The organism is Micromonospora sp. NBC_00617 (genome assembly GCF_045161355.1).
Lineage (GTDB): Bacteria > Actinomycetota > Actinomycetes > Mycobacteriales > Micromonosporaceae > Micromonospora.
The window spans coordinates 6949971-6965681 of record NZ_CP107751.1; the positions used below are offsets into that span (position 1 = coordinate 6949971).

The 15711-nt window shown below is 72.0% G+C and carries 17 protein-coding genes; 9 read left to right on the forward strand and 8 right to left on the reverse strand.

Annotation, left to right across the window (positions count from 1 at the left end):
- Nucleotides 1-68: 68 nt before the first annotated feature.
- Nucleotides 69-953 carry a thrombospondin gene (locus OG505_RS32335; protein ID WP_405429777.1) on the reverse strand — a complete coding sequence of 295 codons (885 nt, stop codon included), beginning with the start codon at nucleotides 951-953 and terminating at the stop codon, nucleotides 69-71.
- Nucleotides 954-1064: 111 nt separating this feature from the next.
- On the reverse strand, nucleotides 1065-1418 hold the full coding sequence (locus OG505_RS32340; RefSeq protein ID WP_405429778.1) for a hypothetical protein: 354 nt from the start codon (nucleotides 1416-1418) through the stop codon (nucleotides 1065-1067).
- A 277-nt stretch (nucleotides 1419-1695) separates the two neighbouring features.
- Between OG505_RS32340 and OG505_RS32345 the strand changes: the two genes are divergently transcribed.
- From OG505_RS32345 to OG505_RS32355, 3 genes are read left to right on the forward strand one after another with little or no spacing between them, the layout of a single operon-like run.
- The gene (locus tag OG505_RS32345) at nucleotides 1696-2583 is read left to right on the forward strand and encodes a helix-turn-helix domain-containing protein (protein WP_405429779.1); all 888 of its coding nucleotides are present in this window, start codon (nucleotides 1696-1698) and stop codon (nucleotides 2581-2583) included.
- A complete protein-coding gene (locus tag OG505_RS32350) occupies nucleotides 2576-2776 on the forward strand; it encodes a DUF397 domain-containing protein (protein WP_405429780.1) in 201 nt (66 codons plus the stop codon). Before OG505_RS32345 ends, OG505_RS32350 begins: the two co-directional genes overlap by 8 nt.
- 56 nt (nucleotides 2777-2832) lie before the next feature.
- Entirely contained in the window at nucleotides 2833-3642 is an 810-nt protein-coding gene (locus OG505_RS32355; protein ID WP_405429781.1) for an Fpg/Nei family DNA glycosylase, read from the forward strand.
- Between the two features lie 9 nt (nucleotides 3643-3651).
- Here OG505_RS32355 and OG505_RS32360 read toward each other — a convergent pair whose 3' ends face one another.
- A complete protein-coding gene (locus tag OG505_RS32360; protein ID WP_405429782.1) occupies nucleotides 3652-4518 on the reverse strand; it encodes an aminoglycoside phosphotransferase family protein in 867 nt (288 codons plus the stop codon).
- A gap of 77 nt (nucleotides 4519-4595) precedes the next feature.
- Here OG505_RS32360 and OG505_RS32365 point away from each other — a divergent pair, with 77 nt between their 5' ends.
- The 3 genes from OG505_RS32365 to OG505_RS32375 all read left to right on the forward strand — a co-directional run bounded on the left by OG505_RS32365 (nucleotide 4596) and on the right by OG505_RS32375 (nucleotide 7466).
- Entirely contained in the window at nucleotides 4596-5021 is a 426-nt protein-coding gene (locus OG505_RS32365) for a nucleoside deaminase (protein ID WP_405429784.1), read from the forward strand.
- Between the two features lie 229 nt (nucleotides 5022-5250).
- The gene (locus OG505_RS32370; protein WP_405429786.1) at nucleotides 5251-6516 is read left to right on the forward strand and encodes an AGE family epimerase/isomerase; all 1266 of its coding nucleotides are present in this window, start codon (nucleotides 5251-5253) and stop codon (nucleotides 6514-6516) included.
- Nucleotides 6513-7466 carry a carbohydrate kinase gene (locus OG505_RS32375; protein WP_405429788.1) on the forward strand — a complete coding sequence of 318 codons (954 nt, stop codon included), beginning with the start codon at nucleotides 6513-6515 and terminating at the stop codon, nucleotides 7464-7466. Before OG505_RS32370 ends, OG505_RS32375 begins: the two co-directional genes overlap by 4 nt.
- A 117-nt stretch (nucleotides 7467-7583) precedes the next feature.
- Here OG505_RS32375 and OG505_RS32380 read toward each other — a convergent pair whose 3' ends face one another.
- Genes OG505_RS32380 through OG505_RS32390 form a run of 3 tightly spaced genes read right to left on the reverse strand, consistent with a single transcriptional unit; the run spans nucleotide 7584 to nucleotide 11164 of the window.
- The gene (locus tag OG505_RS32380; protein WP_405429790.1) at nucleotides 7584-8597 is read right to left on the reverse strand and encodes a LacI family DNA-binding transcriptional regulator; all 1014 of its coding nucleotides are present in this window, start codon (nucleotides 8595-8597) and stop codon (nucleotides 7584-7586) included.
- Between the two features lie 27 nt (nucleotides 8598-8624).
- Nucleotides 8625-10004, reverse strand: a complete 1380-nt coding sequence (locus OG505_RS32385; protein ID WP_405429792.1) for an FAD-dependent oxidoreductase — start codon at nucleotides 10002-10004, stop codon at nucleotides 8625-8627.
- Between the two features lie 23 nt (nucleotides 10005-10027).
- On the reverse strand, nucleotides 10028-11164 hold the full coding sequence (locus OG505_RS32390; RefSeq protein WP_405429794.1) for a glutamate--cysteine ligase: 1137 nt from the start codon (nucleotides 11162-11164) through the stop codon (nucleotides 10028-10030).
- A 208-nt stretch (nucleotides 11165-11372) separates the two neighbouring features.
- On the opposite strand from OG505_RS32390, the gene OG505_RS32395 reads away from it, so the two are divergent.
- On the forward strand, nucleotides 11373-11666 hold the full coding sequence (locus OG505_RS32395) for a DUF6412 domain-containing protein (RefSeq protein ID WP_405429795.1): 294 nt from the start codon (nucleotides 11373-11375) through the stop codon (nucleotides 11664-11666).
- Between the two features lie 98 nt (nucleotides 11667-11764).
- A complete protein-coding gene (locus OG505_RS32400) occupies nucleotides 11765-12520 on the forward strand; it encodes a YidC/Oxa1 family membrane protein insertase (RefSeq protein WP_405429796.1) in 756 nt (251 codons plus the stop codon).
- 42 nt (nucleotides 12521-12562) lie between these two features.
- On the opposite strand, the gene OG505_RS32405 is transcribed toward OG505_RS32400, so the two are convergent.
- Together OG505_RS32405 and OG505_RS32410 are read right to left on the reverse strand one after the other, a co-directional pair.
- Nucleotides 12563-13234 carry a DedA family protein gene (locus tag OG505_RS32405; protein WP_405429798.1) on the reverse strand — a complete coding sequence of 224 codons (672 nt, stop codon included), beginning with the start codon at nucleotides 13232-13234 and terminating at the stop codon, nucleotides 12563-12565.
- Nucleotides 13235-13330: 96 nt separating this feature from the next.
- Nucleotides 13331-13945: a DUF1349 domain-containing protein gene (locus tag OG505_RS32410; protein ID WP_405429800.1), complete on the reverse strand. Its 615-nt coding sequence runs from the start codon at nucleotides 13943-13945 to the stop codon at nucleotides 13331-13333.
- 78 nt (nucleotides 13946-14023) lie between these two features.
- Between OG505_RS32410 and OG505_RS32415 the strand changes: the two genes are divergently transcribed.
- The gene (locus tag OG505_RS32415; RefSeq protein ID WP_405429802.1) at nucleotides 14024-15676 is read left to right on the forward strand and encodes an alpha-amylase family protein; all 1653 of its coding nucleotides are present in this window, start codon (nucleotides 14024-14026) and stop codon (nucleotides 15674-15676) included.
- Nucleotides 15677-15711: the final 35 nt, after the last annotated feature.

Here is a 15711-nt window from a genome sequence, read left to right on the forward strand (position 1 = left end):
GGCGGTCGGGCTGCCGGCGAACCGCCGGCGTTGTGCCGGCGCATCACCGGCGGGCGGAACAGTGCCCGCTAGAAACGGTTCACAAACTGTGAGTCAAGCCACTCGCGGAAGCGCTGCACCCAGTCGCCGTCGGTGGTCGGCCAGTCGAACTGACCGGTCATCGCCAGCACGCCGATCACCACCGCCGCGAGCCCGATGAGCACGCCGAACAGCGCATCGGTCTTGCCGGCGACGTGCCGGCGGCGGGTGGCCATCAGCCCGAGCACCGCGAGCACCGCGCCGAACGCGCCGAGCCCGATGCCGTAGCCGGCCAGGGTGCCGGTCAGCACGAACAGCGCACCGGCGACGGAGACGATGAGGCCGAGGGTGGCGAGCAGGCTGGCCCGCGGCTTCGGGCCGCGCGTCACCGGCGGCTCCGGCTCGGTGTGGCCGGGGGTCGCGTCGACCGGGCGGTCGGTCACGACGCGGTCGGTCGGGTCGGGCCGCGGGGTCGTCCGGTCGAGGTCCGTGTCGCGCTCGGGGCGTCGAATCGCGCGGTCGCGGTCGACGTCGGTGTCACGCTCGGCGGTCCGGTCGATGGTCGGGGCGGTCGCCGCGGCGCTGCTCGCCCGGGTCGGCCCGTCCGTCGACCGGACGGCGCCGGGCCGGGAATCGCCCTCCACTGGGCGGGCGGTGGCGGCTCGGGCCACGGCCGCGCGCTCCGCGGCACGCCGCTCGGCCTCGCCGACCTGGTCGCCGGTCGCCGTCGTGCTGCGGTACGTCGTCTGGTCGGCGTCCCGGTCGGCGACCACCGGTCGGCCGGTGACGTCGTCGGACCGGCCGGTGTCGGTGACCGCCGTGCTGCTGTCCCGGTCGGCGACCGGGGCGTCGCGGCCGTCGACGCGGCCGTCGAGGTTCTCGTCCCGCGTCGGCGCCGGCTCGGACCGGCGGGACAGCGAAGGAATCCTGACCACTACACACCTCCTGATGAATGCGTGGTGGCCGACGGAGAGGGTGGCACCCACGCGGTACCGCCCTCAACTACCCCGTTGGGCGTTTCCTGACACCAATTCCGGGTACGCCCATCACGCGCGGACCGACCTGCCCGGCACCGGTGCGGCGCGGAGCACCCGCAGCCCGGCCCGCTGCACGTACAACTCCCGCTTGTCGACGGCCAGGCCCTTGGCGTCCAGGACGTAGCCGGCCAGCCAGACCCACCCGTGGTACGTGGGGCGCGCGTCCACGCTCACCAGTCGCAGCCGCAGCTCGCGGTCGCCGGAGAACTGCACCGAGCAGGCCGCCCCGATCAGCAGGAGGTCGCCGGGCTTCAGCTCGGTCACGTCGGCCAGTGCCCACGGTTGATCGGAATGCGGTGGCGGGCCCGGCAGGGCAGCTCCGCGCCGCAGCGGCACACCCTGCGCCACCGCGTCCAACTCCATACCGGCCGATGCCGGCGGGCGAGGGTCAGCGCGGTGACCAAGAGGTATTCGTCATACGACACGCGCACCGCGGCATCCTTCCCGCCGAATTGCTGCCAACGCCATTAGCGGCGTTCTTTCCTGGCCCCCGATATGTGACAGCCTGTTCCACGCTGGCCCCCTTGTGCAACAACTCCGACCCGTCCTACTCTCGATCAGTATTGGCGCACGAGGAATGGAAAAGAAATGTGTGCGGGGCGAAACAATCGGTGTTGCAGGAAGGGCGCGGTGATGTTGCATGACGGATGAAACAGGCGGGTCGACGGTCCCTCGGCGACAGCTCGGCCGGCTGCTCACCCAGCTCCGCGAGGACGCCGCGGTGACGCTGGACGCCGCGGCCGCGGCGCTGGACTGCTCGCGGCAGAAGGTGTGGCGCATCGAGAAGGGGCTGGTCCCGGTGCGCGTGGTGGACGCCCGCGCCATGTGCGCCCTCTACCGGGTGCCCGAAGATATGCGAGAGATCGTCGCCGCGCTCGCGAAGGAAACTCGCGCCAGAGGGTGGTGGCATTCGTACGGCGATGTCGTCCCGTCGTGGTTCTCGCTGTACGTCGGCCTGGAATCGTCGGCTTCGACCCTGCGTCAATATGACGCGGAGTTGATCCCCGGCCTCCTGCAGACCCGCGAATACGCCAGCGAGCTTTTCCGCCGCAAGAACCCGACCATGAGCGCGGAGGATCGGGAGAAGCTGGTCGAGGTCCGGTTGCAACGACAGGGCATCCTCGTCCGCCGGCTGCCGACCGCGCCCGCGTTACGGGTCGTCCTGAGCGAGGCGGTGCTGCGGCGCACGATCCCCGACCGGCGGGCGATGGTGGGGCAGTTACGCCACCTGCTCGACGCGGCACAACTGCCGAACGTCAACCTGCGGGTGCTGCCGCTCGCCGCCGGTCCGCCGCTGGCCAGCGAGACCGGCACCTTCGTCCTGCTGGGCTTCCCGCAGGCGTTCGGGAGGGCGTCGACCGAACCGACCACCGTCTACCTGGAGAACATCACCGGCGCGCTCTACCTCGACAAGCCAACCGAGGTGGCCGCCTTCGAACATGTCTGGTCTGATCTGGAGACGCTGGCGTCGACTGAGGCAGAATCAGAGAAAATGATCACTTCGATCATCGAGGAGCATCATGACTGACCTGGCCGGTGCCACCTGGCGCAAGAGCACCCGCAGCGGCGGGAGCGGCGGCAACTGCGTCGAGGTGGCCGACAACCTCCCCGGCGTCGTCGCCGTACGCGACAGCAAGGCCCCGTCCGGGGCCGCCCTGGTCTTCCCGCCGCGCGCCTGGGCGTCGTTCGTGGCCGACATCAAGGAGCAGCGCCTGGGCTGACGTGTCCGCGCTGCTCATTCGGCCCGGCCGGCTGCCGCTGACTATCCTTGGGTCCCGTGCCAGAGGGACACACGATTCATCGCCTGGCGGCCCGGCACGCCGAGCTGTTCGCCGACGACAAGCTGCACGCCGCCAGCCCGCAGGGCCGCTTCGCCGACGGCGCGGCCCGGCTGTCCGGCACGGTCCTGGAGAGCACCGAGGCGTACGGCAAGCACCTCCTGCACCACTACGCCGGCGAGCTGACCCTGCACGTGCACCTCGGCCTGTACGGGAAGTTCACCGACGGGCCGGGGGAGCCGCCCGAGCCCGTCGGCCAGGTGCGACTGCGGTTGGCCAGTGACCGGCACTGGCTGGATCTGCGCGGGCCCACCGCCTGCGAACTGTTCACCCCACCCGAGGTCACCGCCCTGCGCGAGCGCCTCGGGCCGGACCCGCTGCGCGCCGACGCCGACCCCGAGCGGTCGTACACCCGGATCTTTCGCAGCCCGACGCCCCTCGCGGCGCTCCTGCTGGACCAGTCGGTGGTGGCCGGCACCGGGCTGATCTTCGTGACCGAGGCGCTGTTCCGGGCCGGGTTGTCGCCGACGATGCCGGGCCGCAACCTGACCCGAACGGGCTGGGATGCGCTCTGGGTCGACCTGGTCGAGCTGATGCGCCTCGCCCTGCGGCAGGGGCGGATCGACACGGTCCGGGACGTCCACCTGCCGGAGGCGATGGGGCGACCGCCACGCGTCGACCGCCACGGCGGCGAGGTGTACGTCTACCGCCGCGCCGGCGGGCTCTGCCACGTCTGCGGCACCGAGGTCAGCCGGAGCGAGCTGGCCGGCCGCAACCTCTACTGGTGCCGCACCTGCCAGCCCGGCTGACCTCGCCGGTTACTCGCCGTCGAGCAGCCAGCGGACGGTCTCGATCTGGTGCGGGAAGACGACGTCTTCGTCGATGCTCCAGGCCATCGTGTGGCCGATCGTCCAACCTCTTACCCGCTCGGCGTCCAGCCCGATTTCGGTGCTGAGCCGGTGCAGCCGGTGCCGGACGGCGGCCGGCGAGTGGCCCAGCTCCCGACCGCGCACGAGCGGCACGACCGAGAACTCCCGCTCGCCGCTCAGTGGCTTCGGGTCGATCACCAGCCAGGGCTCGCGGTCGGCGGCGAGCACGTTGCCGGCGTGCAGGTCCTGGTTGACGAGCAGCTGCTCGCCCTGGCTCGACGCCAGGTCGACGAGCAGGGCACACGCGGCGTCGAGCAGCCGCCGCTCGTACGGCCGGCCGGTCCGTTCCCAGCTTCGCGGAATCCGGTCGAGCCAGCCGGCGGCCTCCTCGGCGAGCGGGGTGAACGGCGTGCCGGCCGGTCGCCAGAGCCGGGGCAGCACGTGGATCGCCGCGTCCAATGCGCGGTCCAGCGGCAGCTCGTACAGCGGCGTGCCGGGTTGGCAGCGCTCCACCAGCAGGGCGTGCCGGTACGGGTCGTGCGCGAGCAGCCGGACCGCGCCGTCGCCGTCCCAGTGGGCCAGCGCGCGCGCCTCGTGCTGGCTGTCCTCGGTCGGGAACTGGAGCTTGAGCACCGCCGCCGTGCCGTCGGGCAGGTCGGCGGGGAGCGCCAGCGAGGCGTACGCGTACCGGAAGGGTGGGCCCAGGCGCAGCGACCACCGCTCGGCGCACTCCGCCAGCAACGTCGGAAGTGCGGCCAGCCAGGCCCGGCCGACCGCTGACCCTCGTATCCAACCGAGTCCCTCAGGCAGATCCATCAGCCCATCCTGGGGCATCCATCGTACTGAATCGATTGTGTTCGCGTGTCTGATCCACTGTGGCTAGCGTGGGACGGATGACAGCTGAGGACGAGACGTTTCTCCGCCGTGCCGTGGAACTCGCCAGCCGGGCCGGGGCTGCCGGCGAACGGCCGTTCGGTTCGTTGCTGGTCGGCGCGGACGGCGTCGTCCTGATCGAGGACCACAACACCGTGGTCTCGGATTCGGACATCACCGCCCACCCGGAGCTGAAGCTGGCCCGCTGGGCTGCCCGGGAACTCTCCCCGCAAGCGGCCGCCGGCACCACGATGTTCACGAGCTGCCAGCCCTGCCCGATGTGCGCGACCGCCATCGACCGCTCCGGCCTCGGGCGGGTGGTGTACGCCCTGTCCGGCGAGCAGTTCGAGGAGGTCAAGCCGGCCACCCCACCGCTGCCTCCGGTGCGCTACGAGGGGCCGGCGCTGTTCGAGGAGGCGCGTCGGCCGATCGACGACTACTACTGACCGGGCAACTGGAATTGACAGTCGGCCGGCCGTCGGAGCAGGGTTTGAGGAGTGACAACGATGTCAACGGACAAAAGGGAGGAATCGTACACATGATTTCCTTCACGCCGTACCCGGTGAAAGACCGGCCGGTCTACGGTGTCCCGTTGGCGGTTTCCCGGCGCGCACCCAGTTCGCTCGCCGATCCTGGCCCTTATGTCCCTTTCCTATTCGACGGTGACCAGCTGAAATGAGCGACGTGCCCCGACCCGACGCCGACCCGACCCCTGCCCCGGCAGGCTCACCCGACCTGCCCGACCTGGCCGGGTTCCTCGCCGACCAGACCCACACGCTGCTCGACACGGCCCGCCGCGCGGTCCGCCCCGAGGGCGGGTTCTGGTGGCTCACCGACGACCGCACCCCGGACCGTGGCGAACCTCTCTACACCTGGATCACCTGCCGGATGACCCACGTGGCCGCGCTGGCTCACCGCAACGGTGACCCGGATGCCGCCGCCCTCGTCGACCACGGCGTCGCCGCACTCAGCACGCTGCTGCGCGACGACCGGTACGGCGGCTGGTTCGGTGCCGTAAACCAGCAGGGCACGCCGACCGACGAGCGCAAGGCCGGGTACGACCACGCGTTCGTGCTGCTCGCCGCGTCCAGCGCCGCCCGGGCCGGGCGACCCGGCGCGGATCGCCTGCTCGCCGACGTGCTGACCGTGGTGCGGGACCGGTTCTGGGACGACGACGCGGGCGCGGTCCGCGAATCGTGGAACCGGGACTGGACGGTCACCGAGGACTACCGAGGCGCGAACAGCAGCATGCACATGGTCGAGGCGTTCCTCGCCGCTGCCGCCGCGACCGGCGACGCGAGCTGGACCGACCGGGCCCTGCGGATCGCCACCCACCTGGTGCACACCGAGGCCGCCCGGCACGACTGGCGGCTGCCCGAGCACTTCACGGCCGACTGGACGCCGCTGCTCGACTACAACCGGGACCGGCCCGCCGACCCGTTCCGGCCGTACGGCTCGACGATGGGCCACTGGCTGGAGTGGGCCCGGCTGCTGCTGGAGTTGGAGGCGGTCCTGCCGCAGCCACCGGGCTGGCTGCTCGCCGACGCCCGTACCCTGTTCGCCGCCGCCGTGCGGCGCGGCTGGGCGGTCGACGACGCCGACGGCTTCGTCTACACGATCGACTGGGACGACCGGCCGGTGGTCCGCTCCCGGATGCACTGGGTGCTGGCCGAGGCCATCGGCGCGGCGGTCACCCTGCACCGCCGCACCGGGGACGCCGTCTACGCCGACTGGTACCGGGTCTTCTGGGCGTACGCGCGCCGCTACCTGATCGACGGCACCGGCTGGCGACACGAGCTGGACGAGCGGAACCTGCCCGCCGGCACGGTCTGGCACGGCCGGCCGGACGTCTACCACGCGTACCAGGCGGTGCTGCTGTCCCGCTCGGCCAGCGGGCTCGGTGGTCCCGGCCCGCTCGCCCCCGGCACGGTGACCGCATGATCGTGGTGGCGGGCGAGGCCCTCATCGACCTGGTGGTCACCGCCGAGGGGCAGCGGGCGGTGCCGGGTGGATCCCCGGCGAACGTGGCGGTCACCCTGGCGCGGCTCGACGAGCCGGTGCGGCTGCTGGCCCGGCTCGGCCCCGACGAGTACGGCCGGCAGATCGCCCAGCACCTGACGGCCAACCAGGTGGACCTGCGGTGGGCGGTCCGCGCCGCCGAGCCCACCTCGGTGGCGGTGGCCACCCTGAACGCCACCGGGCAGGCCAGCTACGAGTTCCGGCTCGACGGCGCGGCCGACTGGCAGTGGACCCCGCAGGAGCTGCCCGACCTGGCCGGATCGTCGGCGACGGCCCTGCACACCGGGTCGCTCGCGCTCGCGCTCGCGCCGGGCGCGCAGGTGCTGGAGGGCCTGCTCTCCCGCGAGCGCGACCGCGACAGGCTGACCATCTCGATCGACCTCAACCTACGCCCGAGCATCGTCACGGACCGGGCCGCAGAGCAGGAGAGGACACGCCGCCAGATCCGCCTCGCGCACCTGGTCAAGGCCAGCGACGAGGATCTGGCCTGGCTCTACCCGGACCGCTCGGTGGGCGACGTGCTGGCCGAATGGCGTGCGGCCGGGGTGTCCTGTGCGGTGGTCACCCGGGGCGGCGAGGGCGCGTGGTTGCTCGCCCCCAACGGCGCACTGCACGAACAACCGGCGGTACGCACCACCGTGGTCGACACCGTCGGCGCCGGCGACTCGTTCACCGGTGGCCTGCTGGCCGCGCTGGCCGACATCGACGCGCTCGGTGACCGGCCGGCCGACCGGTTCGCCGCGGTGACCGAGCAGCAGTGGAGCACGGTGTTGCGCCAGGCCGCGACGGTGGCCGCGCTGACCTGTGCCCACCGGGGCGCCGACCCACCCCGCCGAGCCGAAGTCGAAGCTCTCCTGACCACGGCAACCTAACCCCGGCCCCCACCCCCGCGATCTTGCACTTTCTGCCTCGACAAAGCGCGTGATCCTGCGCAAATCAACGACAGAAAGTGCAAGATCGCGGGGCGGGGCGGGGTGCGGGCGGGCGGGTTAGGGGAGGCCGCGGCGGAGGAGGCGGGTGGGGAGGACTGTCGTCGACGGGGGGGAGTCGTCGCCGGCGATCCGCTCGAAGAGGCGCTCGGTGGCGACGCGGGCCAGCTCCCGCGTGTCGTACCCGACGACCGTCAATGGCCGGGGCATCAGGTGGGCCAGCTCGAAGTCGTCGAAGCCGACCAACGCCGCGTCGCTGCCCCGGCGGTGCAGCTCGGCGAGGGCGCCGACGGTGAGCCGGTTGTTGCCGCAGAAGAACGCGGTGGGCGGGTTTGGGAGGTCGAGCAGCGTGGCGACCGCCCGGCCGGCGTCCTCGGGAGCGATCAGGCGGTCGCGGACCAGCGAATCGTCCGGCTCGACTCCGGCCGCCGTCAGGGCGGCCCGTGCGCCGACCAGCCGATCACGCATGGTGGGGACGCTCGGAGCGCCGAGCAGGAGACCCACCCGCCGGTGCCCCTCGTCGAGCAGTGCGCCGACCCCGGCCCGGCCGCCACCTCGGTTGTCCAGCAGCACGGCGTCCGCGAGCAGTCCCTGCGGTGGCCGGTCCAGGAAGACCACCGGCATACCCAGCTCGACTTCGCGGCGCAGGAACGAGTGGTCGGGACCGGCCGGCACCACCAGCAGCCCGTCGACCCGGCGCTGGGTGAAGTCCTGGAGGACCGCGCGTTCCCGCTCCGGGTCCTCCTCCGACGAAGCGGTGATCAACATGGTGCCGTGCGCGGCGGCGATCTCGGCGGCGACGCTCGCGATGGTGGCGTAGAACGGGTTGGCGATCTCCTCGATCAGCAGCCCGACGGTGGCGTTGAGCTGCCGCGAGCGCAGGTTGCGCGCGATGTCGTTGCGCCGGAAACCCAGCTCGGCGATGGCGGCCAGCACGCGGCCGAGCAGTTCCTGCCCCACCGGCTCGTCGTTGACCACTCGGGAGACCGTCTTCAGGCTGACCCCGGCGTGCCGGGCGACATCGACCATGGTTGGGCGTCGGCGTGCGGCCGACCTGGTCGGAGTCTGGGTCACGGGGTGGTCCTCCACGGCGGGCGCGGGTCAGCGGTCGAGAGCGACGAGCGCGTCGACCGCCTTTCGGGCGGCGATCAGCACCGGATCCCAGACCGGCGCGTACGGCGGAGCGTAGCCGAGGTCGAGCGCGGTCATGTCATCCACCGTCATGCCGTTCCACAGTGCCACGGCCAACGTGTCGATCCGTTTGGCCGCCTCGGACCAGCCGACGATCTGCGCGCCGAGCAGCCGGCCGCTGGGTCGCTCGGCGATCAGCTTGACGGTCATCGTCCGCGCACCGGGATAGTAGCCAGCCCGGTTGGTCGACTCGGCGACCACCGAGACGAACTCGAAGCCGGCCGCCTTGGCCTCCCGCTCACGCAGGCCCGTCCGACCCACCTCCAGGTCGCAGACCTTGGTCACCGCCGTGCCGACCACGCCCGGGAAGGTCGCGTACCCGCCGCCGATGTTGATGCCGGCCGCCCGGCCCTGCTTGTTGGCGTGCGTGCCCAGCGGCACGTGCACCGGCAGTCCGCTGACCCGGTGCAGCGTCTCCACGCAGTCGCCCGCGGACCAGACCCCGGGCAGCCCCGGCACCCGCATCCGGCGGTCCACCCGGATGCCGCCCGTGGGCCCGATCGGAAAGCCGGCAGCCTTGGCGAGCGCGGTGTTCGGGCGTACGCCCAGTCCCAGGATCACGACGTCGGTCGGCATCGACCCCTCGGCCGTGACCACCGCGGACACCCGGCCGTCCCGCTGCTCCAGGCCGGTCACCGGCAGGCTGGTGCGGATCGTGACGCCGAGGCCGCGCATGGCCTCGGCGACCAGTTCGGCCATGTCGCAGTCCACCGTCGCCATGGGCTGTTGGCCCGCCTCGACCAGGGTCACCGCGAGGCCGCGTTCGATCAGCGCCTCGGCCATCTCGACGCCGATGTACCCGCCACCGACCACCACGGCCCGGCGGGGCTGCGGCTCGGCGTCCAGCCAGGCGCGCAGGGCCGCACCGTCGTCGAGGGTCTGCATCCCGAACACACCGCCCGCGTCGGTGTCCGCCCACGGTGGCTGCACCGGCACCGCGCCCGCGGCGTACACCAGGTCGTCGAAGCGCTCGCGGACCTCGCCGCCGCCCTCCAGGTCCCGGGCGACCACCTCGCGCCGTTCGAGGTCGATGGTCGTCACCTCGTGCCGCATCCGGACGTCCACGGCGAACTTCGTGCGGAACGTCTCCGGTGTCCGCGCGATCAGCTCCTGGGGGCCGGACACCATCCCACTGATCCAGTACGGGATGCCGCACGACGAGTAGGAGGTGAAGTGACCGCGTTCGAAGACCACGATCTCCAGGTCGTCACGGCCGCGGCGGCGTCGGGCCTGCGACGCCGCCGACATACCGGCGGCGTTCCCGCCGATGACGATCAGTCGTTGCGCCACCGGATCATCCTGTCACGGGCAGGTCAGCCGCGGGTCTGTCGCGCCACGTCCTGCACCACGTCGACGAGCCGTCCGGTACGGGCGTACACGGCACGCTGCCGGGCCGCGCCGGTGCCGTGGCGGCGCAGCCCGCCCAACAGGTCGGACACCTCCGCCCAGTCGCCGTGCTGCTCCAACGCCGGCCGCATCCGCTCCACGAACCGGTCCAGCAGCTCCCAGGCCGGGCGCAGCTCGCCGGTGGTGACGTCGACGCCGTCGCCCTCCAGGCCGTCGTGGGCGGCCCTCCAGTGCGCGCCGACCAGCAGGTGGTGGTCCGTGCGCAGGGCCGGTCGGCCGGCCTCGACGTCGGCCATGGCGGTGGCCACGAGTGCCCGCACCAGCGCGGCGACCAGCACCGCATCGTCCACCGTCGGGCAGACGTCGCCGATCCGCAGCTCCACGGTCGGGTACTTCGCCGACAGCCGGGCGTACCAGTAGAGCATCCCCTCGTCGAGCATCACCCCGCTGGAGATCAACTGACGGATCAGCCGCTGGTAGTGCTCGTGCGACTCCAACCAGGGCGTCGGCGCCACCGACGGCCAGCGCTCCCACTCCACCGAGCGCCAGCTCGCGTAGCCGGTGTCCGCACCGCCGGCGAACGGCGAGTTGGTGGTGATGGCGTGCAGCATCGGCAGCCACGGCCGGACGTGGTTGAGCACCTGCACGCCGGTCTCCGGATCGGGGACGCCCACGTGCACGTGCATGCCGTTGTTGCCGGGGCCGGGGACGAGCAGCCGGAAACGTTCGATCATCCGGTCGAAGCGGGGCTTGTCGACCACCGGCGGCACCGGGCCGTCCACCGGGCCGGTGCCGATTGCCAGCAGTCGTACGCCGGCCCGCTCGGCCGCGTCGGCGAGGGCCTTCCGCAGTACGCCGAGGGAGTGCCGGATCGAGGACAGCTCAAGGCCGGGTGGACTGCCGATCTCGATCTGGCTGGTCTGGAACTCGCGCTCCACCTGACCGCGCAGTTCCGCCGGCACCTGCTCCAGCACCAGGTCGACGGCGGGCACCGCGGCGCCGGTGTGCGGGTCGACGAGCAGAAACTCCTCCTCGACACCCACGGTGAGCAATTCGGTCCCCGCGGTCGTCCCGCTGGGTGCCTCCGCCAGCTGGCCCGTCATCGCGACACCACCGTCCGTTTCTGCCGTCTGCGGTCCGTCCGCGTCGGTCGGCCGCTTGGTTACCCACAGTGGCAACGCTCGGAAACGTTTGACGGCGCGCTGCCCGCGCGTGTCGGCCACAACCGGCGCGTGACACCGGGCGGATCGGCCGGTCGGAGGCGCTCGCGGTTCGGCCGGGCGGCGTGACACCGGGTCCTATGCTGAGCCCGTGCCGGTGCCGCTGGGTTTCCTCTGGGTCGCGTGGATGTCCGCGTTCGCCCAGCTCACCATGCTGGCGGACCGCCCGACCGACCTGCTGGCGGGGGCCGCCCTGACCGCCCTGGTCCTGTTCACCGTGCTGCTCGCCGCGCACGTGCCCGCCCACCCGGGGGCAACGGGCGTCGCACGACGCTGGGCCGGGCTACGCGCCCGCGCCCGAGGTCGGCGGGTTCCCCGCCAGATCGACCCGGACGCCGCCGGACGACCTCGCCCCCGCGCACCCGGCCGCCCCTCGGCCGCGTAGCGCCACACCGCCGCGCGGCCGATCCCACCGTCAACGGTCCTTCGTGCCGGCGGTCATCGCCGGCAAGGACCCACCGGAATCGGACCGAGGGGTTTCCCATGCTCGCCTTCGCACCACTGCACGATGTCGTCGGCGCCGCCGGCACCGCGTTGTCCTGGCTCACCGATCTGCTCGAACCGTTGGCCGGCGGCACGGCGACCGTCGCCGCCATCGTGCTGCTCACCATCGCCGTCCGGTTGCTCATCGCGCCGCTGACCGTCGCGCAGGTCCGCGGGGAACGGCGCCGCGCGGCGCTCGCCCCCCAGGTGCGCGATCTCCAGCAGCGGTACGCCGACGACCCGGCGACACTCCAGCGCGAGGTGTTCGCGCTGTACCGTTCGGCCGGCGCGAACCCGATCGCCGGCTGTCTGCCGTTGCTGCTCCAGGCGCCGTTCCTGCTGGTGCTGTACCGGCTGTTCGCCACCGACGAGGGCGGTACGGGGCTGCTCGACGAGCGGCTGGCCGGGGTGCCGCTGGGCCATCACGTGAGCGACGGGTTGGCCGGGGCGGCCGGGCCGCTCTTCGTCGTCCTGCTGGGCCTGCTGCTGGTGCTGGCCTGGTGGTCGTCGCGGCGGGCACGCCGGGCGTCGGCGGCGGTCGGCACGGTGGCCGGTACGCCCACCGAGGGGCCGGGCGCCGCCACGCTCGGCCGGCTGCTGCCCCTGCTGCCGTTCGCGACCGTGCTGGTGGCGCTGGTGCTGCCGCTCGCGGCAGTGATCTACCTGGTGACGACGACCGCCTGGTCGGCGCTGGAGCAGGCGGTGCTGCGCCGTCCCCAGGCTGCCCCGTCGCCCGCCGACACCGCCCAGGGCTGACGGCCGGCGAGGGACCCGCGAGCCCGCAACGGTCGACGCGGATCAGCGACCGGCGGTCACCGACCGCCGGTCGTCGCGCTCGCGCCGACGGCGGATCTTGCGGATCACCCAACTGATCGTCATGACGACGAAGACGGCTCCGATGGCGTAGTTGAACCAGTCGCTGTACCGCCCGACGTCCTGCCAGCGGCTGCCCAGCGCGTAACCGGCCCCCACGATGAGGGCGTTCCACACGCCGCTGCCGATCGTGGTGAGCAGGACGAACTCACCGAGCGGCATCCGGTCGGCCCCGGCCGGAACGGAGACCAGGCTGCGGACCACCGGCACCACCCGGCCGATCAGCACCGCCCACCGACCGTGCCGCTCGAACCAGCGGTCGGCCTTCTCCAGGTCGTCGCGGTCCACCAGCGGGATCCGGTCCAGCCAGCGCTTGAGCCGTTCCTCGCCGAGCGCCGCGCCGAGCCAGTAGAGCACCAGCGCGCCGAGGAGGGAGCCGACCGTCGCGGCCAGCACCACGAGGACCACGTTGAACTTGCCCTCGTGGGCCAGGAAGCCGGCCAAAGCCAGCACGATCTCGCTGGGGATCGGCGGGACGATGCTCTCCAATGCGACCAGCAGCGCCACGCCGACTGGGCCCGTCGCGTCGATCACCGAGGCCACCCACCCGGTCAGGCCGGTGAACTCGGACGGGTCACCAGTTTGGGCGTACGCCATTGGGTCGTCCTTCCGATCCGGCTACCGGGGACCGGAAGGTCATACCCCGCGACCGGCGGCACACACCTGCGCGTGAGCCCTGCCACGCCGCCCGGGTCAGCCCTCCGGGTGCAGCGCGGTGTCGGCCGGGCCCTGCCGCCAGCCGGTGAACACCACGGTGAGGCCGGCGCGCGTCGGCGCGCAGCAGAACGGGCCGGCCATCGCTTCGGCCGCCGGGTCCAGCGGAGCGAGGCGGACCAGCCGCCAGGCTGCACCCGCGACCCGGGCCCGTACGGTCAGCGCGTCGCCGGCCCGGCTGACCCGCACGGTCACCTCCTGGCCGGTCCACCCCGGGACCGGGGACACCGACCAGTCGGAGAACTCCCGGGTCGCCACCGCGCCGAGCTGGGACTCGCCGTCGCTGACCTCGACGCCCGCCTTGACCCACGTCCCCTCGTCGACCCGGACCAGCACACCGGCCTGGTCGAACTGCGCCGAGAAGTCGAGGATGAAGCTCACCTCCATGGCGGCGCCGACCGGCAGCGGCGCCAGCAGGGCGGGCCCGTTGTCGTGGACGAAGCCGTAACTGGTCCGCCGCCAGAAGTCCGTCTCCGCCCCGGCCTCGACGGCCAGCTCGCCGGCCGGGCCTTCCTCGGCGCGGACCGGCGGGTGCAGCCAGGCGCCCCGGGCCCAGTCCAACGGTTCGCTCGGCGGTACGAGGTCGATCTCCATGACCGGCACGGTAACCAACCGCGTCCGGCCCCGCCGCACGGGTTTGCCGCGGTGATCGACCGGAGATGTTCCTCCGGCATGGGTGACCGTTGGTATTCCGAAGCCGTCGTCTACTGCCTCGACATCGACACGTACGCCGACTCCGACGGTGACGGGGTCGGTGACATCCGTGGGCTGATCGGAAGGTTGGACTATCTGGCCCGGCTGGGCGTGACCTGCCTGTGGCTGCACCCGATCCACCCGTCACCCAACCGCGACGACGGTTACGACGTCACCGACTTCTACAACGTGGACCCGCGCTTCGGCACCCTCGGTGACTTCGCCGAGCTGCTGCACCAGGCGCAGAACCGGGGCATCCGCGTGATCATCGACCTGGTGGTCAACCACACCTCCGACGAGCACCCGTGGTTCCAGTCCGCCCGCTCGTCACCGGATTCGCCGTACCGCGACTGGTTCATCTGGTCCGACACCGAGCCGGACGACCGGCACCAGGGCATGGTCTTCCCCGGCGAGCAGAAGGAGACCTGGAGCTACGACCGGACGGCCAAGGCGTGGTTCTACCACCGGTTCTACAAGTTCCAGCCGGACCTCAACTTCGCCAACCCGCAGGTCCGGGCCGAGGTCAAGAAGATCATGTCGTTCTGGCTCCAGCTCGGGGTATCCGGTTTCCGGATGGACGCCGTGCCGTTCATCATCGAGCTGACCGAGCCGGGCAACCCGAACTCGCCGAAGGACTTCGAGTTCCTCACCGATCTGCGCCAGCACGTGCAGTGGCGGCGCGGCGATGCCGTCCTGCTGGCCGAGGCGAACGTCGAACCCGACCAACTGCCCACGTTCTTCGGCGACACCAGTGGCTCCGGCAACCGCATCCACATGCTCTTCGACTTCATGCTCAACGGCCGGCTCATGCTCGCTCTGGCCCGGCAGGACCCGGAGTCGCTGATCGAGGCGTTGCGCGACACCCCGAAGCTGCCCGTCGGTGGGCAGTGGGCCACCTTCCTGCGCAACCACGACGAGATCGACCTGTCCCGGTTGACGACCGAACAGCGCAACCAGGTGTACGAGCAGTTCGGCCCGGACGAGAACATGCGCATCTACGACCGGGGCATCCGTCGCCGGCTCGCCCCGATGCTCGGCAACGACCGGCGGCGCATCGAGCTGGCGTACGCCCTGCAGTTCTCGATGCGCGGCACGCCGGTGCTGCGCTACGGCGAGGAGATCGGGATGGGCGAGGACCTGTCGCTGCCCGGTCGGGAGGCGATCCGTACCCCGATGCAATGGTCGTACCAGCCGAACGCCGGCTTCTCCACCGCGGACCCGGAGAAGCTGGTCCGCCCGGTGCTCGACAAGGGTGAGTTCGGCTACCAGACGGTGAACGTCACCGCCCAGCGGGGCGACCCGAAGTCGCTGCTGGCCTGGTTCGAACGCATGATCCGGACGCTGCGCGAGGCCCCCGAGATCGGCTCCGGCTCGACCACCCACATCGACGTGGCGGTGCCGGCCGGGGTGCTGGCGCACCGGGCGGACGGGCCGACCGGGACGATGGTCTTCGTGCACAACCTGGGCACCGATGACGTCGAGGTGGACCTGAGCAGCCTCGAACCGGAGGCCGACCTGCCGACCGACGTGCTCGCCGACCGTGGCTACGGCGAGTTGGGCAAGCTCGGCGCGGTGAAGGTCTCCGGGCACGGATACCGGTGGATTCGCCTATGCCGGGGTCGGGGGTTCTGACGTTAAGCTCCTCCGATCGACCCCACGTTACCGGG

What these genes read in the sequence shown, in the direction of transcription:
- OG505_RS32415 (WP_405429802.1), top strand. Translation starts at nt 14,024, where the DNA reads ATGGGTGACCGTTGGTATTCCGAAGCCGTCGTCTACTGCCTCGACATC.
- OG505_RS32345 (WP_405429779.1), top strand. Translation starts at nt 1,696, where the DNA reads ATGACGGATGAAACAGGCGGGTCGACGGTCCCTCGGCGACAGCTCGGC.
- OG505_RS32350 (WP_405429780.1), top strand. Translation starts at nt 2,576, where the DNA reads ATGACTGACCTGGCCGGTGCCACCTGGCGCAAGAGCACCCGCAGCGGC.
- OG505_RS32410 (WP_405429800.1), bottom strand. Translation starts at nt 13,945, where the DNA reads ATGGAGATCGACCTCGTACCGCCGAGCGAACCGTTGGACTGGGCCCGG.
- OG505_RS32375 (WP_405429788.1), top strand. Translation starts at nt 6,513, where the DNA reads ATGATCGTGGTGGCGGGCGAGGCCCTCATCGACCTGGTGGTCACCGCC.
- OG505_RS32365 (WP_405429784.1), top strand. Translation starts at nt 4,596, where the DNA reads ATGACAGCTGAGGACGAGACGTTTCTCCGCCGTGCCGTGGAACTCGCC.
- OG505_RS32370 (WP_405429786.1), top strand. Translation starts at nt 5,251, where the DNA reads ATGAGCGACGTGCCCCGACCCGACGCCGACCCGACCCCTGCCCCGGCA.
- OG505_RS32405 (WP_405429798.1), bottom strand. Translation starts at nt 13,234, where the DNA reads ATGGCGTACGCCCAAACTGGTGACCCGTCCGAGTTCACCGGCCTGACC.
- OG505_RS32390 (WP_405429794.1), bottom strand. Translation starts at nt 11,164, where the DNA reads ATGACGGGCCAGCTGGCGGAGGCACCCAGCGGGACGACCGCGGGGACC.
- OG505_RS32340 (WP_405429778.1), bottom strand. Translation starts at nt 1,418, where the DNA reads ATGGAGTTGGACGCGGTGGCGCAGGGTGTGCCGCTGCGGCGCGGAGCT.
- OG505_RS32400 (WP_405429796.1), top strand. Translation starts at nt 11,765, where the DNA reads ATGCTCGCCTTCGCACCACTGCACGATGTCGTCGGCGCCGCCGGCACC.
- OG505_RS32360 (WP_405429782.1), bottom strand. Translation starts at nt 4,518, where the DNA reads ATGGATCTGCCTGAGGGACTCGGTTGGATACGAGGGTCAGCGGTCGGC.